Origin of the sequence: Pseudomonas mucoides, assembly GCF_015461845.1 — a bacterium.
GTDB classification, from domain to species: Bacteria; Pseudomonadota; Gammaproteobacteria; order Pseudomonadales; family Pseudomonadaceae; genus Aquipseudomonas; species Aquipseudomonas mucoides.
In genome coordinates this window covers 48,940-71,693 of record NZ_JACOPW010000010.1, presented here as the reverse complement: position 1 = coordinate 71,693, position 22,754 = coordinate 48,940, and the positions used below count along the sequence as shown (strand labels likewise).

The window sequence follows — 22,754 nt, the reverse complement described above, 5'->3', positions numbered from 1 at the left end:
CACTCCCGCGAGATACGCCTTGTGCTAACGCTGAAGGTGCGTGTGCTGAAGCTTGATGCATTTGATTTTCTCTAAGAATTTTAGGTCAGCGGCGATGCGCTGCGGAATTGAATCGCCCTGAAACCGGACGTAGGGAAACTTGCAGGTGGTGCACTTCAGCTCTTCGTTACGCAATTTGGCTGAATTACCTGGGGTGTCGGCAATCACATCGATTGACTCATCATCCCCGCATTCACACTCAACCAGGATGCCGCTCTTGCTCAACCGTACTGCTCGATCATCAAACTCACCCCGAACCTTGGCCAATGGCTCAATGTCCTGATCGAAACCACCTACGAGGTCGATGAAGATGTCGCTCCAAGCCTCGTCATGTGGTTTCTGAATTTCGACGCCATCAACCTTGGACTTCACACCATGTAAGACGTGAGCTAACTCATGGGGGATAACCTCTCTGATCATCACCTCGAAGTCCTGCATCAAGAATAAGGCCTGCAGGTTGAGCTTCACGATACCGTGGGGCTGCCCCCGTATCAGCATGACGTCTAGGTTTGATGAGGAGTGGTCGCTCAATGAGTAGTCGAACCGGAGATCGATCCACACGTCCTCACCAGGAAAGCCAACCTTCTGCAAAAGCCGACTAACCTCTTTGGCCGCATGTATCTCCCGGGCGTACTCAGCGTTGTGCTGATAAATCAGTGGGAATTTCAGATTCTCGTTCATACCCCAATAGTGGGACTGGACTGCCCCATTTTGGAGAAGTCACCTGGTCGAGGGGTGAAGCAAGCCGTAAATCTTGTCCCACTCAGTGAAGTCACCAACGTTGCCGGCTTTCACAAAACGATCCATGGCATCGACTGGACCATTCTGAATGTGCTCGATCGTACCGATGTCTTTGCGTGGCCATCTATTCTTTCCAACTGCGAAAACGGCCTTCTTGGCCTTCTCAATGTCGACCTCTAGGAGACACTCACCATTGGCAGGAATAGAGCCCAAAGGAGGCTCTGCGGGGAGCTCAGTTGGTTCGGGAACCACATTGACATGTGATGGTGTGCCAGTGGTCGTGGTGCATGAGGTTGGGGTCCTCATGCGAGGCTTCATGTGCGCTAGAAGAGCAGTATCACTCAATGATGGATAAAGCAGCTTGGCTAGCCCCAGGCAGTGCAGCTGCAGATGGAAAATGTCGGTGTCGGATAGCCCAACCAAAATAGACCTAGCACTACCATCCGAGTCATTTTCGAAGGCACGTATGCTAAGTGGGAATTCGAGGTCTGTCTCAAAGCCGGTCACCTGTTTCTTGGGAGCACCCGGCCGAATAATCTCATAGGTGAAATTGGGGGTATCGCCGGCTAACCATGCATAGAGTGATCTCACTCCACCCATGTCGAGAGTTAAGGAGATTTTTTGCATATCATCTTGCAAAAGAAACGTGCCCTTAACCTTCCGACTGAACACAAGCTTCAACCCAACGTGAACCTTAATTGCACGGCCCGCCTCGAAATCGTTCCTCAAGTAGAGGGCAACTCCAAGCCCGGCATTACTGAAAACCTGGTGGGTGCTCAGATGTCTACCTGTTCTAGGCTTTGCGGGGTTTACAGGGTTAAAACTCCAACCGGCCTCATCCATTGAACCCTTGAGGTAAGTTCGATGGACTGTCTCGAAGTCAATCAGCAAAAGACCTCCTCCTCGCGAAGCGGCGCTTGTGGAACCACAGAAGCCCAAGCGCCCCGAAAAGCCATACCGAGTGTGCTGCTGCACAAAGGATGTAGAAGGACCTCAAAATAACGGTATGGGCGCGGACACCATATCGACTGTCACCGATCACCCAGAAATGGCTGCCCTTCTTATACACAAGCACCGCCATCGTTCCATTAGATACAAGATCATTGTCGGAGCCAAAAGTCGTACCCAGCTCGGCTATCGGTTCTGACTTAAGCATCTCAATGCGCGCCCTGACTTGATCCCGAATGTAGGGATTGAATGCTGACGGCTCAAAGGTATCGCCTTGCCAGCAAACTAGACTACTTTCGCCACAGACCCGATCCATCTCAGAGGGCACCGCTACTGCCGCAACATTGCCCCAGGCAATGCTGAAATTCCAGCCTGGCAGAATTGTCTGCACAAGCAGCATGTGGAACAAAAGCGTTGTCGCTACCACGGTGCATTGAGCACTGAAAATCATGATCCGATCAAGCGTGCGCCATTGCTTCACAACCACCGTAACGCCGACCCCGAGTAGTGAGACAGCAGCCAGGCCGAGATTGAGGAACTGTGGGTTTACTGAAGGTCCAAAAATCAAATGGGCAAGCGTGTAGTTTTCACCTTGATGCCATAAAAGCAAGACGACAAAAAGCGCACCGAGTCCGCTTTTGGCGTTCAGTGTCCGACGAAAAATCATGGTTATCGATAGAGCAAAGGATAGGTAAATCAAGAGGTGAGAGTAATCGACGATCCAGTCGAAAATGTTGCCGGTGAACCAGTCACGGATGTAAGTGAACGAGAGGGAGAAATGGTCGAGATCAATGCTGCGGTCAGAGGCATCCTCGGTCCACATGATCTTGAAGAACTCTCTGTTAGACATTGGCAAGCGGCTTCTCAGTATGGGCGGTCACCTATGCTGCCGGTGAGGTCCTAAGATCGCTAGTCAAAATGGGGTAGGGAAAGTACAGGAGGCGTAAGGGCCGACTGCTCGGCCCTCGGTGCGTGTCCAGGTACACGCACGCCGGATGAGGTTGCGCCAGCAGAAGCAAGCGAGGAAGTAGGCTCACTTGCTTGAATACTGGAGCATCGAACCGCCAAGTATCGGCGGTAGGGTCTCGTTCTCGACGTTGCCCATAAATGAGTTACAGAAACTGATGTCCGCAAAGAGTACCAGTACGTGGTACCCAGGGTTGGCCATCTCGTCTTCTTGACTGAAGGCATAGTACCCAGTTCCTGGATGGTACCCGTGCAGCTCAATATTCCATTTCTCCATGGTATCGCGAACGAATTCAAGCGGCAGGGAGTCTTGGAAGTAAAGCTTGGGTGCCTCAGGCCGAGCAAGAATGCACTCTGCGCCGTAGCGAAAATGGCCCTCGAACGAAAAGCCTAAGTCTGTAACAAACTGGGGGGAATTGTCGCTAACGTGATCGTACATCGTGACACCTCATCGTCTGATTTCTGGGGCGGGCGCCACCTCCAATCAACCTCCAGAGGAAGATGCTTGGAGGTGACGCCCGCCCCTTCCGTCAGTCGGAAGAAGCGGGTCACCAATCAGTTAGAACAGCGCAGCCACGGCAGCTTCAAGAAAGCTCAAGGCCATCTGAAAAATGCCGTACACAACGCCCCCGATAGCTAAGTACCAACCGAGTGCCCGAGCCGTACGGCTAGAAGCATCAACGTCTTGATACATATGATAAAACTCCTGGTCACCGAGGTTGGCGGGGCCAACAAACAGCTTGAGTTCGGTCTCCTGGTTTTTAGGAATACCCAAAGCCTTTTTCGCGTCATAGTTCAACGCAATAGAGTCTTTGGTCAGCTGCTTTTCACCAGCTATGGTCGGTACGCCCTGGGCTCGGATCATCAAGAACTTACCGTTCTCAGCGTTGTAGATCTTGATCAGACCTTTACGGCTGACCAATCCAGTACGCCCTTTCCCAGTGCTACTACCAATGTGCATGTTTGAGAGCCGAGCAATACTTAACTCAGCATCAGCACCGCGTAGTGAGAAGCAATGCGTGACCTCAATGTTTTGAACCGGCTTACGAGCAGCAAAGTGCGTCTGAAGTGGACGTGGGTCAAAGACCTTCATGACCAACCAGAGGAATTTTGCTGCCTTGAGCACAGCTACGTCGAACATTGGGACCAGCTTAGCTTTGATATTTGCTTTCATGATTTTCTCCTACTGAGGGCCGGACCTCAGCTCGCACACCGTTTGGTGGCTAATGAATTATGGAGAGGACGCCGGCAGCGCCCCTCGAACATCAGTTAGTCAAAATCGTAAGAGAAGTCGTCAGACTCGAAAGCATCCATAAGAGCTTTAGATACTGGTTTTCTTCTCCCGCCCTTACTCGCAATGACTTCATCTGCTTCGTCGTCAAACTCAGCGAGATCTGCATTGAGCTCAGGCTCAGGTACGAATTCGTCTTCGACCTGTGCAGGCTCTTGCACGTCATCCACCGCCGGCACGCAACTGACCTCAACTGTCACGGAAGCAGGAACCACAAGTGGCTCGGCAACCTTGACGGGTTTAGATACAGCTTCGATCGGAGGTAGACCCTTTGCAGCACGTTGCTTGGCACGCATTTCACGCATCTGATCCCGCTTGGTAAGAGACCGGATGGTGTCCCCCGTGCGGGTGTTGTCGATGAAGTCGTGTTGGGCAAGAACTTGAAGGAAAGCTTTGAGGCAATATTGGTGGTCCTCATCGGCGTCCATCATTCTCAACCGAACGTCTAGGACGATAATTGAGTTGATGACCAACCAGGAGCAAGGGTCATGGAACAGCGGTTCGATTGCAGACCTCGCGGAGGTCAGCACAAGCTGCTTATTCAGATCCCGGAAAAGGCTGCCCTTCTCCCCATAACGTTTGGCGCCTTTGAATGGCTTACCAACGCGCCGGTATTGAAACCCGAACGTGTCGTTTAACCACTGCCCATTCTTCACGAGAGGTTCGAGCCCTAGAGCCTTTTCCAATCGCTCAATCGTTGCGTTGTCAGATCGAGTATCAGATGTGGCCATAACCTCAGCCACGTTTTCCTTATCAACCTGAACAGCACCGGGCAGATATCCAGAGGTCGACCACAGAGCCTTACGATCAAAAACCAGCCGGGTGGCGGTAGCTTTTCGGTCGGACTGTTTTCTAACGGATGGTGTGCGAATTACTTCGCCGAACAGATCAGTTTGCATAGCGCGCTCCAAATTGGGCGCACCACTCCCCTAACGGGTGTGGTGGCCCGTCAGGGGTGGGAAGTTTCGAAATTTAGAAGTAGAAAGCGAGCGAACCGGGGTTAGCGGTTTGCTGGGCAGATACGCTTGATTCAACGGCCGGGACCGCCTGCTCTAGCTTCACATCAGCAGCTTGTGCAGCTACGGCTGGAGCCGCAGCTTCTTCAACAGGAGCAGCCACAGAAGTGACTTCAGTTGTTGTCGAGGCAACCGCGGGGGCGGTCGCTACATTTTGCTGTTGAGCTACATCGCCCTGGACAGGTGCGCTTGCAGTGTTGCCCTGGGGAGCCGAGGCACCCAACAAGGTTTGCTGCGCTGTACTCACAACAGAGATCAATGGCAAGCCTTTGGTCAGGTGATCAACGACTTTCCGTTGGTCACGTAATGCAAGCAGGCACTGTTCAAAGTTGGTGAACTCAGGAGCACTCATGAACCCAGACTCAGGCAGCTTTTCCAACTCAGCCGAAAGGGCGTCGTGGAGCGGCTTGATCAGCGGATGAATGAAGGCCAGCGGAACCAGCTTTTCAGTCATCGCTTTAGCACGACGAATCGTGCGAGGGTTCAATTTGATCTCGCCAGTGCTAGTGGTCCGATCCTTACTGTCTACAAGCTTCCAAATTGCATACGCTTCAGCACAAACATGCTGAACGCAGGCACCCATCACCCCTTCACGAAGAGCCACAACGCTGTCGCGCTGGGCCTTGTAAAGCTTGGTATTAAAGTTCGCATCGTCCAGCTGGATAATGTGAACGCTGTACGCAAAGGTGAGGTTCTTAGCTACTTCCTCCCACGTTGGTTGACGCTTGACCAGTGCTGCCATCAGTTTCGAGACAGTGAGTTGATCTGCGCCACCTTTAATTGCTTTGGCACCCAATTCGAGCAAGTGCTTTTGGCACATGTCGGTGTAGCGCGCCTCATCAGTTGCCAACAGCTCATCCCATTTAACTTCCAATGCATCAAGTTCTTCTGCCTTCTCAACTGCCGAAGCGATGGTGTTAATACCGCCGAGATCAGTTTTGATGGAGCCGAGCTTGTCCAGCACCTCTTCCGCTTGTTCGCGAATGCGGTGGTATGGACGCAGAAAGTCCTTAGGGAAGATTTTCTCACAGAGCAGTTTACGTGCCTCCTTCGGCAGCTCTCCAACCACAACGTCAATGTCTTTCATGTCGATCTGACGATCTTCAGAAATGCACTTGATTTGATGATTTAGAACAGCAACCTCAGTTTCAGCAGTTTGAGCAACGATCTGAACAGAGCTGTTTACGTTTGCAATAGTCATGGTATTTCTCTCGCACCCGCCGGACCACGGGGCAAATTTAATTAACACCCGGGGCCGGAGCCGGGTGTGTATCGAGCAATAAACTCGAGCAAACACCCGGCGTAAGCCGGATGTTTGATCCAGCTCACTAGGAGGAGAAGAGGCCCGATATCGGGCCTCCCTGACTTATTGGCCGAAGCCGAATTCGTCAGGTTTAACGGTATGACTAAAGCGAGCCTGTGCGTTAAGTCCGATCGAGAACCACTCGGTGAGGAGAGGGAATCGCTCGAACTCTGGTGGGGTCAGTGCTCCCGGAGGGGCATTGAATCCAGCATTGCACGCTGCACAGATAGCGGCCTTTTCATCAGGCGCGCCACCGTTAGGAGCTATGTTCGTTAATGCGCTTACAGCGGTATCTACTAGGTCCATGATGGATCTCACTCCCGCCGTGTCGGGGTATTTGGTTTTCAAACACCTGGTCACGGGGCCAGGTGGAATCGAGATCGATGTCTCGAAAATCACCCAGCTAGGTCTGCCCGAAGGCCGTCCTGGTTGAGATAAGGCTCTAGAGAGCCTTCAGCTTCACTTCGCGGATTTCTCAGCGAGACGCTTAGCTGCTTCTTCCTTTTGATCGCGCTCACAAGCGGCTTTCCACCCAGCATTCCAGCCTTTCAGCAGAACAGGAGTGGTTTTAATCACGTCCGGTGCACCCCATGGATAACCATGGAAACCAGCTGAGTAGCCGTGACCCTCTACTGTTTCCAGAGAGATTTCACCGGGCTCTAAAACGTGATCATTGAACGCCGAAATTGCTACTTCGACGTAGTCGTAGTTGATTAGACCGGACATAACTTCCTCGCACCCTAGTTGGGGCATTTATGAAAAACGCCCAGGGCTACCCGGGCGTTCTGAGGCAAGACCTCGGAATACCCAGGTGGGTACAGTGATTGTTACATCAACAGTTTTCTGGCTTCAGCCAGTAGAACAGGTGTTACCTCAACACTCGAAGCTGCTACTGCATATGGGATACGAGCCTCAGTGAGCCAGTCTGTACGGACCTTTTCACCAATGACCAGATACACCACACGAACACCACTGCTTTCGCAGAAGCGGGTCATTTCAACAGCCTTGGCAACGTTGCCAGGGGCACCATCCGTGAGGACAAACATCACCTTACGGTTGGCTTCGTGGCACACCAGTCGACGCCCTGCATGGAATACAGCCTCTCCAATAGGGGTGTGACCGCCGCCCGCCACTTTCCTGAGTCCGCCAATGCGGTTGATTGCAGTTTTAGAGGAATCGCCGAAGCAGCGAGCCATAGAAATCAGCTCGCCGCCTTTAGGTGCGAACCCAAGAATCTCGCGAGGGCAACCGATCTGGTCGAAGACCTTCTCAAGGAGCATCACGGATTCAAGGATCGAACGAAGAGTGCTTGGAGCCTCAGCGGCCTCAAACTGGTCCTTCTCACCTTTGGCGAAATCTTTATCGGCTTTATCCTGAGTAGAGCTGGATAGGTCGACAACAATTGAGATTGCGGTAGTAGGACGTTGAGCTTCCTCACTTTGAGTGAAAACGCGAACATCGCCCAGGCCTACACGGTAGAGATGGTTTTGCCCCAGCTGACCGCGAGTAGTCGTAAACGACTCTGCTTCCTGCTGTTGCATCAGTAAGCCTTTCAGCTTACTAGCTAGCACTTGAGACCTACGCCCCAAACGCTTTTCCATATCGCGGGCCTCAGAAATGTCTTCGGGGCATACCGTCATCCCGTCGACCTTCTCCTTGTTGCCAGCGCCTCCACCGAAGCCCTTACCTGCTTTACCTGGTGCTTGATCCAGTTTGCCGTCAATGACGCAATCAGGAGCCAGCGATTGGCCTTTGTAGTCAGGGTTGGTACCGCTTTGTACAGACTTGGAGACAGACTTGACGGCGTCACCGTCGTCAAATACTTCTTTGTCGCCGAGGCCAGTGGTATTGAGAATCTCGTCAACGATTGATTTCAGGGAGCGACCATCAGCCGCCTCTGAACCGCCGGTTTGACCCGCATTACCATCAGTTGTACCAGCCTGTGCACCAGTTTGGCCATCAGGCCCAGTAGCGCCGTTACCTGGGGACTGCTCATCACCATTGCCTTTCCCGCTGTCAGCACCATCACTGTCCTGAGACTGTTTTGGGTCCTGGCCGCCGTCTTTGCTTGGTTCAGATGGATCCTCAGGTTCCAAATCGCCAGTGGTACCTTCAGTGCCACCGTCCTGTTTGGGCTCCCCATTCGAACCTGAATCGTCAGCAGGTGATGATTGCTCACCTCCCTTCGACTCCTCAGGTTGACCCTCATCCTTCTTCTCTTCATCTTCACCAAGCGCTTTCAGCATCGCAATGATCCGCAGCGTCAAGCTGCCAGCATCTTGAGTTGATTGCACATTTGGGAATTCGTTGATCAGAATTTCATTGAGATTGCCACGAACGTGATCAGCATGAGCACCGAAGTGCTTATTGAAGTTAGCCTCGATTACCGCGAACGGGTCACGATACTCACTCCACCGATCGGTACGTAAGTAGCAAAGGGAATAGCAGGCAACCGCTTCAGCAACAGAATTGCTGCCGTCACGGAATCGCTTGCGTTCAAACAGGATGCTCGCCTTACGCCGGAAATAGATTTCGGCTTCTCGGGTCGCTTGTGCTTGTTTGTACTCCATGTAGACGTCGTCCAATGCATTGAGCAGGAAGCGGGCGAAATCGCCATGCTTCGCAGCAAATGCCTGGAAGAAAACCACATCAGAGAATTGGATGTGCCCAACCTCGTGGAAGCCAAAGGCTTTCGTAAGGTCAAGATCATCTTTAGTCAGGTTCATAGGCAGGCTTGGAAGGTAGACACGTCGACCGTCCGTACGGGGTTGCTCATCCTTACCAAAGACGAACTCGATCCCCGAGTTTGAAGCCAAGACCCGAAAGAACGAGATCCAGCCTTGAGTGATTGCATTTTTGCTGAAGTTCATCATTGCAGACATGGTCATTCTCCGATTCGGATTGCTTTAGCTTTCTGATCGTGCAGCACTGCGTTGCCACGCAGCTTCGCGATAGAAGCTGTGGGAACGCGGTGTTGCGTGTGAATGACAAGATCGGCGTGATGAGAAGCCAGCTTCCGGTATGCCAGAGCCATGCGGCGGTGGTAACGGATCATCACGAATTTGGAAACAGCCTGCGCTACGGTTTTGAACAGTTTCATGGTGTTGCCTCGCACCCGCCGGACCTCGGGGCATAAAAGATCTACACCCGGGGCCGGAGCCGGGTGACGTTGAGTTCGAAGAACTCGACAAACACCCAGCCAGAGCTGGATTTCAACTCTCAGAGCAAGAGGCCGCCCGTTAGGGCAGCCCGTAAAACTGTTAAACCTTACCCTGCAGCAAATCAGCTTCCAGCTTGTGACGGAGAGCCTGGTGGCTCACGTAGTCAATCCGCGGGTGCTCAACTGCTGCAAGGGCCAGACGCTCAGCCAAACGGCTAAAACGTGCGGCCTGCGCTTCGTGATAAGTACGCAGAACGATGCCAATCCAGAACAAATCCAGAGCAGCGTCAACGCGAGTGATTGCTTTCATCAATGCTTTCATATTTGGAGCCTCTTACCTGCCGTGCACAGGAACAAATTTGGTTTCAACCCGGGCACGGTGCCGGGTCGTGTGAGCTCAGTGAACTCGAACAAAAACCCGGCGTGAGCTGGGATTTTGGTCCAACTCACTAAAGAGGTGCGGTCCATTGAGGACCGCATTTTCAACAATAAAAATCTACTGCACTGAAGACTTTCGTCGCCTGTACAGGGATCGTTTGGTCTAGCTTGAGAACACTGCTGAGAACTTCAGGGTGATCCTGATACCACTGAAGATGTTTCACATCAGCGGCAATGAACGGATTCGATTCGAGAAAGCGCCAGTTCTGATCAGATGTAAGCTCGATCACCGCGCCCGCCTTGATGGCCCCTTGCAGAAATGCTCGGACGTACACATCAAGAAAGGTTTCGCGAGTGCGCAGATGCAACAACCCACGCCCATCAGGGAGAAGGTAATTGTCATCCAGCATTCCGCGGTTCTCGCAAAGCTCCTTCGCCTTCGTGGTCATGATTTCCCATAACCGTTCAGGCACAAATCCAAACCTGATGATTTGAGCCCCAAGGCGCATCTCAACAAATTTGTCATCGTCATAGCTCTGTAGCTGGACATCAGCATGTGACAAGACCTCATGAACTGCCCGCAACCTGGCAAGCCCGGCTGCGAACTGATCTTTGGCCATAGTCTTCACACGTGCGTAAAAGCCTCTCAACACCAGAGGGAATTCCTCATGGTGAAGATCTGCTGGCACCTGCAATTTGCTGGCAGTGAATGCAGTGTCGAGATAACCGTCAGCTCTCGCCTCAGAAACCATCTCGCACATAAATTCCCATGCATCGTGAGAGCTGCTTGCAGCTCCCTCCAAACGCTTAGTGATCTTAGGTTCGCCTTGAACCATTTGACCCTCGAACATGATGCTTTCGCGCGTCCCAGCCGGCAGGAAGCCGGCCAGGAAACTTCCATTGGGGTTCACAACGTAAAACATGGCGAACTCCTTTGGTTAGGCGGCTGCTGCTTTTGAGGCAGCTACACTTTTGGTGATGAAATCGTCCGCGATCGACGTAACCGAATAAGCATGCTCTTCCGGCAAAATCAGGTCGCGGCTGAATGTTGACTTGAACAACTCAATAGCCAGCACTCGGTCGGTTTCTTCAAGATTGGTGTAGATAGAATCCACGAAGGACTCATCAGTATCGCCGTACATCATCCACTTGTAAGCCCAACGCTGAATCTCGCGGAACGAGATATTGTCGCAGGCTTCTTCCATGGCGAACGCTTTACGAAAACGGAAAGCGAACTCTACGAGTTGATGGATGAACATGTCATCCATTGGGGTCAGTTCACGCTTGGCAGCGTAGGCATCTGCAGCACCTTTGAGGGCTTTCATTTCCTCTTCAGGTGTCATGAAGCCCACCTTGAAGCTGGTCATGCGACTACGAACAGCAGCGTTCTGAGCGTTGACACCGGCGAACCGGGCATCGCTCTGCTGCTTACCACCAGTGTTATCGGTCGCGAACAACCGGAACATTGGGTGTTTAACGATAGTCATCCCGCCGTCCACGTTCAAAAGATCACGTGGGTTGAGCGTAGGATCAATACCGTGGTGTTTCAGGTTGATTACCCCGTCACCTTGAAGGATGTCGTTGACACCAACCATAACACCGGGACGCAGTGTGCAGATCTCGTCGATGAGGCATGTCAAGCCAGTGCGATACGCATAGCTCAAAACACCATCGAACTCTTCAACGTCACCACCCTTGATGGTTTTGCAACCAAGCAAGTGAGTGTCGTCGATGCCATTGCTGCCAGTGATAGCGATCATCGGCTTGTTCAGGCGATTGTGCATCTGTGTAACCAAGGAGGATTTACCTGTCCCTTTGTCACCTACCAGCATAAAGCTGGTATCGCCACCCTTCATGCTCAACAGGATCCGGCGAACCAGGCTCTTGTTGAAGACATGATCATCGTTACCCTTCGGCACTAGAGGATGGTCCCCAACGAAGACAGGCAGTTGCCCTACTCCCTTGAGTTCCTCAGAGAAGCCAAAAAGCTCGTGAGCCATGACCATTTTAACCGGCTGCGAAGCCAGGGATTCACGGTGCATCGCTTCGATATCAGCAACAGTGCGAGCAGCTACGGTGTTGGTTACAGCGTTAGTTACGTTAGTCATTTTAAAAGCCTCTCACCCGCCGGACCACGGGGAATCTTTAAGTAACACCCGGGGCCGGAGCCGGGTGCGAATCGAGTAGTGAACTCGAGCAAACACCCAGCGTGAGCTGGAGGTTTGATCCAGATCACTAGGAGAAAGGACGCCCGGATAGGGCGTCCGAATTACAGAAGAATGAGATGTGTACCCACACCCAATTGGACCGGGCATGAGTAGTCGCCACCTTCAATCTCAGTGAGATCGAAGGAGTGAAGTTGACCCATCCATTTCAGCTTCAGCGTAAGAACGTTGCCGTTCATGCTCAGCTGCGTGCCGGTGTACATAGCAACCTCTTCAAGGTACTGCTGGAACTCAACTTTCGAGATCCTGCAGCCCGTGGAAGCGCGACGAACGTTCAGCAACGTTTCGGTAGCGATACCAGTAAAACCTGGTACCCATTCGGCAGATATAGACATTTTGGTTCCTCGCCGGCAGTCGCCGGGATTCAAAATCCAGGCGAAATGCCAACGAGCTAACCGTCTGAGATTTACTCAGACTGGTTGAGCAGACCAGATATAACTTGGTGGTAAATGACGAAGCTGAGTGGTCACTTCATCGTAAGATCCCTTTCGGTGATACTCACAATTCGAATTCCCATCCCATACTTTAATCAGCCACATATTTATTACCCTTACCTACTAAATGCATGCGAAAGCACACACGGTCGAATGTTTAAAACATCCGGCAAGGCCGGATGCTTTATCCAGCCCTAATGCAAGGGTTACCCCGCTTCGCGAATTCCCAAAGGAATCGCATCCTCATCCCAGAAGTGATGAAGGATCATTCCAGCGCTTAACTGATCCCGAGAAACACCCAAGCGCGCAGCAAGTGCGAACTCAGACATTCCACCGACAGATAATCGGTTAGCTTCGGCCCAGAAGGCCCTATCAGGTAGGTGCTGCACTTCCATCAGAGGTAGTGAAACTACAACTGAAGCATTGATGGATTGCGACACCGCCGGAGCGTCATGCGACACTCCATGAGCAAAACCTTTCGCCCATTCAGCATGGTTGAAAGTGTTTGTCTCAAAAGGGTTGCTGGTGAAGCCCTCTTTGAGGTTAGCAGCCTGGCGGCCAGCCTCCCAAGGAGTGACTAGATCGTTAGCGAGGGCGATAAACCATACGAGGTCACCGCGAAAATTCATGTTGTTCATTGCAAAACTCTCCTACCCGCTGCAGACGGGAGATTAAAAAAAACGCCCGTCTGCAGACCGGGCGTGGAATTGCCGACGCCCGGCAACAGCAAAGCTGTGCCGGACGTTTTCACGACCAGACAGCGTTAGCTGTTTAGATACCCGTAGTGCTTCATTTCCATCTCTGCAGCTGCGACAGCTATCGAGAGAATTTCACCGGTCATCACGCTAGCGACTGAAAGCCACCAAGGTAGATGGATACCGTTGAAAAAGAGGATATAGAGCGTAAAACCAGTCACCCCCCATTTGAAAACCTTAGCCAGCCATACCGACACGAATGTAGGTACAACTAACCAGTGCCTCATAGGTGGCTCAGAAGTGATCGTCGATGCAAGAAGCACGAAGACCAGGACCAAGCGGTACTGATGATAGATTTTAATCAGTGCTTTCATAGGAGCGAGCCCTTTCTGAAATCCTGATAAACGAGTTTGTTGATTTTTGCAGTTTTGATAAAACATATATTCACCATTATTATTAGATTTTGTTTTTATAGAGTGCTGCGCCCTCCCAAAACCTAACAACCCAAAGGGGATTGTTAGGGCCCCTGGGCGGTGAATCCTTGCAGCTCCCTCAGTTACGAGGGGTGTGTCTGAACGGAATAAAACGCTTTCCGTTTGCTTCGCAGTGATCGCAACGTAACCATACTAAAAAAGCCATGATCAATACCGCTATGATTGCTGTGGAAGACATGGTCAGTTCCTTAAGTGAGTTAATGAAAGTTTTCATCTCACCATTACACTTAAGGGCCATGACCTTTTCTTTTCTTGCCGCGTAGGGACTTACGCTTACGCGCTCTCCGCTGCTGCAATTTCATTTTTCTGCTCTTCTCCTTTGAGGAAGTTGAAGACTTGGTCAGCATTACTGCGACCATCAGTACCGAAATCAGAAAAACAATCTTCTGTTCCTTAACAGTCCACCCTTCAAACAAGGAGGCAGAGACAGTACCCATGATAGCTGACACAATTGCCAGCATCAGGTTTTTGATGTATGACATCAGTACCTCCAGTGACGCCGTCGCGCGTTAGTTGATAACACTCCCGGGGCGTCCCGCCGGAAGTATTTACTTCCGGCCCGAGGGCTGGATTTAGCCCATCGTCTGATGGAAAACTATTTAACCGACATTAGCTTCAATGAAGTCTATAGCAAGTTGATTCTTTTGATGCTGACGCACGGCAACTCGTCTCTCCAGTCTGTCACGCAATGTAGTGCGTAGCGCTTCATACTGATGAGGACCTACCTTACGAACCCAAGAACTAAGGTAATGCTGTCCTTCGAACTCCTTCCGAAGTTCGGATGATAGGAGTCTATGGGTCAAAACCTGTGAATTGGGACACCAAACCACGTTGATCCCTTCCGCACCGTCTGAACTTTCGATCAGTTCGGTGTGTTGGGATATGTACATTTGCCGCTCCATTTGGCTCATCTTTTTCAGTGCCTCACAAAGATGATCACCTTGCGCAAGATATTTGATCAAGACAAACTGACCAATCTTGCGGTTAGAGTCTTCCTCTTTACGGCGCTTATCGACGGCACGTTGAGCATACCGCTCCATACGAACTGACTCTTTCATTTGTCACTCCGAAGGGCAGCATTACCCTGGGGGCAGTTGTGCCCCACTAGGTAGGATGATTTAGACCAGATCAGCAATTGTTAGCCCACCTGGTATTCTGTAGCCACGCTTTGAACCTTCCAGACACAGCCCAGCGAAATCACAACGAGTTTGACTATCACAGGGAGAGTTGTAAGCAGCACCAGACGTTCGATGAAACTCACCACGTCTAATACGGCCAGCAACTACACGAGCGTAGTCGAATGCTTCTTCAACATCACTACGTGTACGCTTGGTCCATTGCACTGGCTGCCACATGGCTTTTACAAGAGACTCGGAATCAGGTTTTGACATACTCGGCTTTAGCCCTGAGGCAAAACCACACGCTGTCGGTTCCTTAATCCCAAGAGACTCACACGCTAAACGTACAGCTTCCCAGTAAAACGTCAGTTGCAAAGCGATGCCTGCAAATAAAGCGCCTTCCTTAGTAGCTGCCGTTTTCCAGTCAAGAATGACTGTATCCCCTTTAGATGCGATAAGAACACCATTGAAAATGATGTCCCTTTCCGCAACACCAACAAAGTCGATGACCAGGTTGATGTAGGTATTGTGTGAAATCCTTAGCCGAAAAGCTCCCTCAATGATCAAAGGTCGAAGACCCAGATTCTCGAAAAACGATGGGAACTGATCTGCTAGACGCTTGCCGATTGCTTCGTTAACCTCGCGCGTCTTTGACTTTGCCATGCTGATTAAGCCTGACATAGACAAACGGAAAAACTCATCTGAGAAGTGCTTTCCCATTTGATCGCGGTCGATATAACCTTTGATATAACCTTCTATTACCCAGTGCAAGGCAGAACCAAACACAAGATTCAAAGGTGTAGCCATTGGTTTTATACGAGCTCGGTAATAGCCAAGTGAACGTTGGCAGACCTGAGATTTCAAAATCTGCGTAGGTGACATATCAACAACAAAGTCATCAGAGACAGGGTTGAAAATATATGTCGGATTAAGATATGCAGTCATGCTCTCACCTATTAACGGCGCACACGACTAACCCAAGGGCAGTGTGAGTGCCCTTGAGGGAAATAATATTTAGTTAAAAAGGAGAATCGTCAGACTCTTCCTTTTCATCCTTCAAATCAAAGTTACCTTCGTGTTCGTGCGACAAAAAGCGTGCTTTCGCTTGCTCAAATGAATCGCCTGAAGGTGTCCTCCAAATTGGAGGGACACTCACGAGTTCAACTTCGTTCGACATGAAGAACCTCCTATATCCCTGACTGCACCAGGAATAAGCTCATAGAGATTACCCGTGCAGGGGAGTTGGCATGAAGCCGGAGGAGCCATTATCAGAGCAAGAAAGCGCTGAGATGGCAGAGATACAAAATCCTGGGACAAATCTACTGAAGCGCGAACGCAGCAGGAAATGCCTAGTACCTCGAATATGGAAACGTCAAAAGACGGGTCCAAAATGGTTCCAGCAATGTCTGTGCTCAACAAGCCAAGAATTAGCATGACTTGAATCACACCCTGAAAAACCTCATAGAAATGCTACGACGTAGATCAGGTTAGCTCTCGAGGAGGGCTAGTAGGACGGGTTAATGCTGACTCACCTCTGATCGGCCGTCAAGCCAAAATGACAGCATAAAAAAACCCTCTGGCAGCAATAGCTGGCCAGAGGGTTGTTTTGTAGTCACGCCACTTTAGCCTCAGCCAAAAAGGTCTCTTTCGAGATCTTCTTAACGTGGCCTGTAGGTGTAAACACACCGCCTTCGAGAGCACGGGTACGCAGGTAGTCAAAACGCTCAGTCAGGGGCATCTCCAGCACCTTCTCATTGACCGCGATGTCCTCCCAGTCAGGACCTTTCGCTTCCTTGGTGGGGTTCGTATCGGGGATCATGAGACATACGCGAAAGCCTGCACGCATCAGCTCGATGAAGAGCTTGTACATGTAGGTCTGACCTGCACCATGCTTTTCGCTAACTTCGTTGTAAGGGTCGTGATCGGCCCAAAGCACAACGTCGTCAAACTCATCACGGTTGACGTAGAGACCAGGCAAAGACGTGCAGCTATTAGCAGCCCGTACGCTTTCACCCGTAACCAGATGAAGCGCCCATCCTTTTTCGACACCTTCACATATGTGCAAGGTTCTGCACTCTGGGACGGTGGCAATAGCAACGGGTGTCTTCGACCAGTTGTCCAAACCTGAGCAAACCTTCTTAGGCTTCGAAACCAGGGGGTGATCAAGCTTGAATCCGTCCTGAGTGAGGAAGATGCGATGAAGGTTCATCACCCTACCCTGCCCATTACGAAATGCAGACACGATCGCCGGGAACCTTCCTACCAGTTCCTTGATCCGGACTTTGTTCTCCACACGAGTGCGGTAGTACGGAAGAGCTGGATGGAATTTAACATCGCCAATGGCTTTGTTGAGTGGGATTCCGCGGCGACGGAAGTACAACCGTCCGACTGCAGCATCAGGATGACCAAGCGGAAGCAGATCCTTGACAATCTGTTTCATCGAAGCCGCCTTAATTGCATTGTCTTCAGCAGTTGAACGAGGACGCTGACGCTTAGGAGCCGGAGCTTCTTTAGCCTTATACGCCTCACTACCGCCACCAAACGCCCGCTTAATCTCTTTACAGACATCGACAAAATTACTGCCAACACCTGCTTGAATAAGCAGATCAAACTGACTCCATCCGTCCTGGTTGCAGGAGCAAATGGCCCGGCCTTCATGGTCCGCCTTTTCGGAAAACCTGAAGGAGTCACGACCGCCGCCTTCCCGATGACGCTCTGGGAAAGGACAATCTACGCCGTGACCATGATGTCGAATTGCGGGCGCGAGGATAGGGGCTACACGTTCGATGACGTTTAACCAACCACCAGCGTGCTTAACAATATCGGCAACCTCGTCCTTCAAAGGAAGACGTTTTTGACTATCTGACATGGCTGTATCTCCTTGAAAAATGAGGCAGCCATGTCCCTAGGGGCATTAGGCGTGCCCTTGAGGGTGTGTGTTACGTGAATACGGATTTTTAAAGAGCCCTAGCGCAGCAAATAGCTGTACGAGGAACCTTCGACAGAGTTCGATGCGAAATGCGCATGCGAAAAACTGGCAAAAAGATCACCTATGACGCTAAAGCTGTCGGAACTCGTATTCAAGGACACGATGTACCAGAAACGCAAAAAGCCCTGACGCGAACGCCAGGGCCTGTTGGGATTGCTTTCGCCTGGGTACCGCTCCTACAGCCTTGAGAAAAGCTGTACGAGGGGTACCCAGACAAAGTCATAGATGCAAAGAAAACGCTCTAAACCTACATCACGAAGTGTGGTGCGGGCGAAATACACAACTATGAACTGCGCATCAAGAGCTGATAATCAGCAAAGAGCAGCGGCGAACACGGTGGCATAGTCCTGAGGTTTTCAGTATCGACAAACGATAAGGTAGTCGAAACACATCTCTCTGAGGAGATTTGATACTGCATCAGAGATGTCATAGTTTTTAAGATCGGGACGGCGAACTGCGACAAGATAGTGATGAATGGTGAGTGCGAAAGGACACACACACAAACGTCAAAATCCAAGCAGACCGACCACATGCAAGTGAAAGCACAGATGGGCAATGAGCGAGGTGACGGATGGATGTGTAAACACCAAACGACAAGTCGCAGGAAGCAATCCTGAGAAAAACCGAAGACAATGACTTTTTAAAGAGCAGATCAGCGAAGCCGAGAGACCAGAAGTCAAAGGCAAGCTGTGAAGCTGAAGCAAGTGCAAAAAAGCAAAAGCAAAAGCCAAAGCAAAAACGATTAGTCAGGCCGGAGGAGAAGTAGCACCTCAGACAGACCACCTAAACAAACCAACGAAATAACGTAGGTCGGAGCAGGCCGTGATCAGCGCTTGAGAAATACTCGAAGCACAGGGAGATCACTAAAAACACCTTCAGGCTACTTTTGCGCAGATTGAGAATCAAGGACGGCATGTCCCAAATCAGGCACAAAAAAAGGGCCGCAGCCCTTTAAATGTTTTCGCATGCGAAATCTTTTAGTCGCCCGACGCTAGCTGAGCAATAGTAATTATTTCGATCTGATCAAGGTCAAACAGACCTTTTTGCTGCTTGCTTCCATCGAGATACGAAACCATGCCTTTGTTAGGGTTTCCGCAAACCACATTCAGAAGCAGCTCGCCGGTGAAGTGCTTCTTGTCAGTGCATACCCGAACCTGCATAACCATCTGATCAGCTGGAATCTCACGGACTTCGCTTTTCCCGAGCTTCTTCGCCTGCTGCCTAGCCGTTGGTGGTGTAGGGTTCAGTTCAGTGTGGCCGGCTCCAGGTTCTGACGGTGTAGTTGCTGGTGGCGGAGTCTTTGGGAGGCTTCCTCCGCCGTTTTGTTCTTTTGCAAGGTTATCTTCGCCGCTCTGTTGCGCTTGCGGATCGGATGTTTCGATACCACCCTGCCCTACCCCGCCGGCTTCAACTTCAGTCCCACTTTGATCTTTTGTTAGTGGGTTCATCTGAGATGTTACATGAGGGGGCTCGGATGGTTGTTTAGGCGCAGGCGCCCCTTTAGCTGCCTTTAAGTGATCGCGGGCCTCAGAGCGGCTTAAGCCGCCTTCAGACCGTGCTTGATCGATCAGTTGTAAATATAGATCTGGTTTAAGCTCACAAATTTTGGCTAATGATTGAATCAATTCCGAATCAGACGTGATCTCATCATCAATGAGAGCGGCAAGCTCATCAGGTAGGTCAGCAAGTGCCAGGTGTTTAGAAACCCACGATTCGGGCTTGTTGCAATAATCTGCGAGTTCACGGCCGGTGCCTTTCTTGCCCTCTTCCTTCATCTGTTCGCGTAAATCAACCAGCGCGATTGCGACTTCGATCGGGGTAAGCGGTTCACGCTGAATATTCTCAGCCAACTGGCTAGCTGTGGATTTAGACTTTGTTCGAATCGTCGGGTCGACGATAGCTTTGATTTTAAAACCTTCTCCGATGAGCATCGCGGCACGCAGCCGCCGCTCGCCTTTCTGAAGCAGATAAGTGTTAGTGTTTTTGTCTAGAGGTGAAACGATGATCGGAGATTGCTGCTCCTCCTTCATCGATCGCGCCAACTCTTCGATGTTACGAAACTTTTTACGGACCTGTTTTTCTACGCGAATTTGACTTGGGTCCAGCTCGAGAACAGTTCCCTGCTGAGCTCCCTCTGTCAGCGCATTAACGCTGGAAAGGCCTTTAAGACGGGTAAGATCGCGGGCCATTACTTTGTAACTCCTGATTTCTTCGCTACAGCCTTAGCTGGTGGCGGTTGGATCTTGGCACCCACATAACCGCAGATTTCCTGCATGAGAGAAACCATGCTCTTGGCTGTCTCTCGTTGAGCACCTGTTCTTTTGTTCTTCCACACAGGCACTCCATCCCGTAACGCATCATCCACTGCGCCGTTTGTCCCCAAACGAGCTGTCAGGATGTTCACGCCCGCAGCATTAAGCTCGGCCAACGCTTCCGTGTGGGAGTTAACCGGACGGAGCCGGTTACAAATGACGCCGGTCACTTGTAGCCGGTCCGATACATAGCGCTGAATCTCAGCCAGAGTTTCAAGAACACTTTCGACCCCTGTTACGGCGAAGGCAGCCATTTCAACAGGAACAAAGATGTAATTGCTGGTGATGCTTGCAGCAGACATCTTGTTGCCGTGGGCTGGAGGCGTATCCATGACGATGTAGTCATACGCATCCAGCATAGGGTCAAGATTTTCGTTGAAATTTATCAGGGCTTTGTCGAAATCCATACGCTCAACGTTGAAGAGCTCGACATCGCGATCAATCGAATAGATCAAATCGACGCCGTCTGGTGTGTCCAGAGGCTTGAGATCAGGCGTAGTGTCGTTGAAAAGATGAACGGAGCGGCAGCCACCTACTCGCTTGGATCGATCGAGGAACCGGCTTGAGAGGTTTCCTTGGCCGTCTAGATCGATAGCCAAGGTTTTGTACCCCTGCTCAGCCAGGTAGCAGCTGAGATGGTAAGCGATGGTGGTTTTGCCAACGCCGCCCTTCTGATTCTCGATGACAATGACCTTCGCAGGATCTTGGGTGCGTTTCTTCGGTGACATGACTGGCTCCTTTGCAGATGCAGATCAATGTAACCGCATCGCGGGCATTTTCAAGGATAAAAGCCCGCATGCGCAAATAATTTTTGAATTCTCACGCAATGCGGAATTTAGACCAAATAAAAAGATTCTGCATGCGGAATCTTTTTCTATCGAGGAACCTGCGTTTCGCGCACCTTCACATTGGATGAGGCGGTCGTTTTGTTTAAGTACGCAACTCGAGTCGCTGCTTCATCCTTGTCGTAGTAACGACCGCAATAGATGAAAAACTCACCTGCCTTGTTATTCCTGGTGGGCTCGAAATCAGTGATCCCATATGCCTTCAAAAACTGCTGAAATTTAGTCCAGCTCCCCTCGTCCTTGTACACATAGTAAACGTCGTAGATCGTGCGTGTTTTGGGCGATACCATCAAAGGGGCTACAGAAGCCTGTGCGGCCGGCGTAGAAACTCGTGGACCTCCTGCTAGCACGACGCCACCGATCTCATCGTTCGTGACAACTTTGGGCGTTGCATCTACTTTTGGTTCGAACCTACTAATGGTGAGAACTGGAGCTCCCTTCGCCACAGGAGTAGCAGGCTTTTGAGGCGAGGCTTGTGTTTCAGTTGGGATTTTGGGGGCTGCCTTGGGTTTCATTGTCCCGTTGTAGACGGCCCTTCCGGTTACAACCGGTGCAATCACATCCGCTTTAGCCATTTCAGTGTTTGCTGAAAGCGAAGCTAGCTCTGTCCTTGCTCTGGCTGTGATTTCGTTTTTATCCCGAGCGGATTGCGACTTCACTTCAGCAATCAACTGAGTCTTCCGGACATCCGCCTCTGCGCGAGCACGACTGAACTCGGTATTTTTCGCCTGCACATAGTCAGAGCCTGCTGGGGTAAGACCAGCTTGAGCTGATGATGCCGACGTTTTGAGTTCGCTACTGATCTTAGCGAGCCTATCGACTTCACCCTGGGCGAAGCTCAACTTCGATTCCTGAGTTCGGATTGCAAGCTGATCTTGGCCTTTGACCTTGACCAGGTTGGCTTCGATTACACCAATTTGTCGTTGAAGCTCTGCAATTTTTGCTTCTTCAGCGCTCACATGCATGGAAGCTTCGGCTCGTGCTCTATCTAACGCGGCCGACTCTTGATCACGGCGCTCCTTAGCAAGCCTTTCAGCCTCAGCGTTAGCTAATGCAAGGGTAAATCGTTGATCATCAAACCGCTTTGACTCAGCAAGGCGTTCAGCGCTATCAATACTGCGCCTTCCCTCAATGTCTTGATTGATACGATCCTCAACCTTTGAGAGATCCTTAGCAGCGTTGATCTCTATATCGGCAATCAGCTTAGCGGCTTTGCTGTCCGCTTCTAAGAGCTCCTTATCTCGCCTGTTCTCGATCAATGACTGCTCGATAGCCATGCGAGAGGTAGCTTCAGCAACACGTGACTGAGAGGCTCTTGAGGCCTCCTGGTACTCTTGTATTCGCCCCGCTTCAGTATCAGAAACGGGTGCGTCGGCTAGGCCACTTTCGTAAGCCCTGGCGTTGAGCCTTGCGTCCAAGTCACGCCGTTTCTTTTCCAGATCGTCGATCTGCGTTTGGTAATCGTTGAACCTGCGCTGATAAAGGATCTGTGCTTCTGTGTACTTTTGGGCGCCCAAAGCATCTTGAATGCGATCGTCATACTGGCTCTGCGGTTCAAGGGTCGATAACTCTGACGGCTTGGACGCGTGAGAACCGCATCCCGAAAGCGTCAGCGCCGCGGCCAACAGGGTCAGTTTGAAAAGATTTCGCATGCGGAATGGTCCTGGAGCTGTACCGCTGAGGATCTCCTGCCCAGCATCGCGCTCAGGACTAAAACAATCTATGAGTTCGAGGTGGGAAAGCATCTGCGGGGAATCCATATGTATTTATCTAATAGTGGAGGGCAGGTGTCCCAAAAAC

The 22,754-nt window shown here is 51.0% G+C and carries 24 protein-coding genes; all 24 read right to left on the bottom strand.

Annotated features, from left to right (window positions below; translation table 11 throughout):
- Nucleotides 1-24: 24 nt before the first annotated feature.
- A complete protein-coding gene (locus H8F22_RS29030) occupies nt 25-720 on the bottom strand; it encodes a SprT family zinc-dependent metalloprotease (protein WP_078465854.1) in 696 nt (231 codons plus the stop codon).
- A gap of 39 nt (nt 721-759) precedes the next feature.
- Complete coding sequence (locus H8F22_RS29025; protein ID WP_169904154.1) at nt 760-1,671, bottom strand: hypothetical protein; 912 nt, start codon at nt 1,669-1,671, stop codon at nt 760-762.
- A complete protein-coding gene (locus tag H8F22_RS29020; protein ID WP_169904153.1) occupies nt 1,661-2,578 on the bottom strand; it encodes a hypothetical protein in 918 nt (305 codons plus the stop codon). Before H8F22_RS29020 ends, H8F22_RS29025 begins: the two co-directional genes overlap by 11 nt.
- 183 nt (nt 2,579-2,761) lie before the next feature.
- On the bottom strand, nt 2,762-3,133 hold the full coding sequence (locus H8F22_RS29015) for a hypothetical protein (protein ID WP_011922829.1): 372 nt from the start codon (nt 3,131-3,133) through the stop codon (nt 2,762-2,764).
- Between the two features lie 120 nt (nt 3,134-3,253).
- The gene (locus H8F22_RS29010) at nt 3,254-3,868 is read right to left on the bottom strand and encodes a hypothetical protein (RefSeq protein ID WP_011922828.1); all 615 of its coding nucleotides are present in this window, start codon (nt 3,866-3,868) and stop codon (nt 3,254-3,256) included.
- Nucleotides 3,869-3,963: 95 nt separating this feature from the next.
- Entirely contained in the window at nt 3,964-4,884 is a 921-nt protein-coding gene (locus H8F22_RS29005; RefSeq protein WP_169904152.1) for a hypothetical protein, read from the bottom strand.
- A gap of 73 nt (nt 4,885-4,957) precedes the next feature.
- Nucleotides 4,958-6,202 (bottom strand): DUF3150 domain-containing protein, encoded by a 1,245-nt coding sequence (locus H8F22_RS29000; protein ID WP_169904151.1) that lies wholly within the window; start codon nt 6,200-6,202, stop codon nt 4,958-4,960.
- 561 nt (nt 6,203-6,763) lie between these two features.
- Nucleotides 6,764-7,030 carry a hypothetical protein gene (locus H8F22_RS28995; protein ID WP_078465859.1) on the bottom strand — a complete coding sequence of 89 codons (267 nt, stop codon included), beginning with the start codon at nt 7,028-7,030 and terminating at the stop codon, nt 6,764-6,766.
- 101 nt (nt 7,031-7,131) lie between these two features.
- Complete coding sequence (locus tag H8F22_RS28990; RefSeq protein WP_169904150.1) at nt 7,132-9,186, bottom strand: hypothetical protein; 2,055 nt, start codon at nt 9,184-9,186, stop codon at nt 7,132-7,134.
- A gap of 2 nt (nt 9,187-9,188) precedes the next feature.
- Nucleotides 9,189-9,404 carry a hypothetical protein gene (locus tag H8F22_RS28985; protein ID WP_078465861.1) on the bottom strand — a complete coding sequence of 72 codons (216 nt, stop codon included), beginning with the start codon at nt 9,402-9,404 and terminating at the stop codon, nt 9,189-9,191.
- A 160-nt stretch (nt 9,405-9,564) separates the two neighbouring features.
- Nucleotides 9,565-9,786, bottom strand: a complete 222-nt coding sequence (locus H8F22_RS28980; RefSeq protein WP_007250479.1) for a hypothetical protein — start codon at nt 9,784-9,786, stop codon at nt 9,565-9,567.
- Between the two features lie 160 nt (nt 9,787-9,946).
- Nucleotides 9,947-10,765: a hypothetical protein gene (locus H8F22_RS28975; RefSeq protein WP_169904149.1), complete on the bottom strand. Its 819-nt coding sequence runs from the start codon at nt 10,763-10,765 to the stop codon at nt 9,947-9,949.
- 15 nt (nt 10,766-10,780) lie between these two features.
- A complete protein-coding gene (locus H8F22_RS28970; RefSeq protein ID WP_011922821.1) occupies nt 10,781-11,950 on the bottom strand; it encodes an AAA family ATPase in 1,170 nt (389 codons plus the stop codon).
- A 161-nt stretch (nt 11,951-12,111) separates the two neighbouring features.
- Nucleotides 12,112-12,402, bottom strand: a complete 291-nt coding sequence (locus tag H8F22_RS28965) for a hypothetical protein (protein WP_116826566.1) — start codon at nt 12,400-12,402, stop codon at nt 12,112-12,114.
- 305 nt (nt 12,403-12,707) lie between these two features.
- The gene (locus tag H8F22_RS28960; protein WP_011922819.1) at nt 12,708-13,139 is read right to left on the bottom strand and encodes a hypothetical protein; all 432 of its coding nucleotides are present in this window, start codon (nt 13,137-13,139) and stop codon (nt 12,708-12,710) included.
- A 125-nt stretch (nt 13,140-13,264) separates the two neighbouring features.
- Nucleotides 13,265-13,636: a hypothetical protein gene (locus tag H8F22_RS28955; RefSeq protein ID WP_169904148.1), complete on the bottom strand. Its 372-nt coding sequence runs from the start codon at nt 13,634-13,636 to the stop codon at nt 13,265-13,267.
- Nucleotides 13,637-13,917: 281 nt separating this feature from the next.
- Entirely contained in the window at nt 13,918-14,172 is a 255-nt protein-coding gene (locus tag H8F22_RS28950; protein ID WP_078465865.1) for a hypothetical protein, read from the bottom strand.
- Nucleotides 14,173-14,289: 117 nt separating this feature from the next.
- A complete protein-coding gene (locus H8F22_RS28945; protein WP_011922817.1) occupies nt 14,290-14,748 on the bottom strand; it encodes a hypothetical protein in 459 nt (152 codons plus the stop codon).
- 60 nt (nt 14,749-14,808) lie between these two features.
- Nucleotides 14,809-15,753, bottom strand: a complete 945-nt coding sequence (locus tag H8F22_RS28940) for a PD-(D/E)XK nuclease family protein (RefSeq protein WP_011922816.1) — start codon at nt 15,751-15,753, stop codon at nt 14,809-14,811.
- Nucleotides 15,754-15,826: 73 nt separating this feature from the next.
- Nucleotides 15,827-15,985 (bottom strand): hypothetical protein, encoded by a 159-nt coding sequence (locus H8F22_RS28935; protein ID WP_155007399.1) that lies wholly within the window; start codon nt 15,983-15,985, stop codon nt 15,827-15,829.
- Nucleotides 15,986-16,420: 435 nt separating this feature from the next.
- Nucleotides 16,421-17,677, bottom strand: a complete 1,257-nt coding sequence (locus H8F22_RS28930) for a DUF7146 domain-containing protein (RefSeq protein WP_169904147.1) — start codon at nt 17,675-17,677, stop codon at nt 16,421-16,423.
- A gap of 1,097 nt (nt 17,678-18,774) precedes the next feature.
- Nucleotides 18,775-19,986, bottom strand: a complete 1,212-nt coding sequence (locus H8F22_RS28925; protein WP_169904146.1) for a ParB/RepB/Spo0J family partition protein — start codon at nt 19,984-19,986, stop codon at nt 18,775-18,777.
- The gene (locus tag H8F22_RS28920) at nt 19,986-20,837 is read right to left on the bottom strand and encodes a ParA family protein (RefSeq protein ID WP_194940988.1); all 852 of its coding nucleotides are present in this window, start codon (nt 20,835-20,837) and stop codon (nt 19,986-19,988) included. The genes H8F22_RS28925 and H8F22_RS28920 overlap by 1 nt, the downstream gene beginning before the upstream one ends.
- A 146-nt stretch (nt 20,838-20,983) precedes the next feature.
- Complete coding sequence (locus tag H8F22_RS28915) at nt 20,984-22,699, bottom strand: hypothetical protein (RefSeq protein WP_228758996.1); 1,716 nt, start codon at nt 22,697-22,699, stop codon at nt 20,984-20,986.
- Nucleotides 22,700-22,754: the final 55 nt, after the last annotated feature.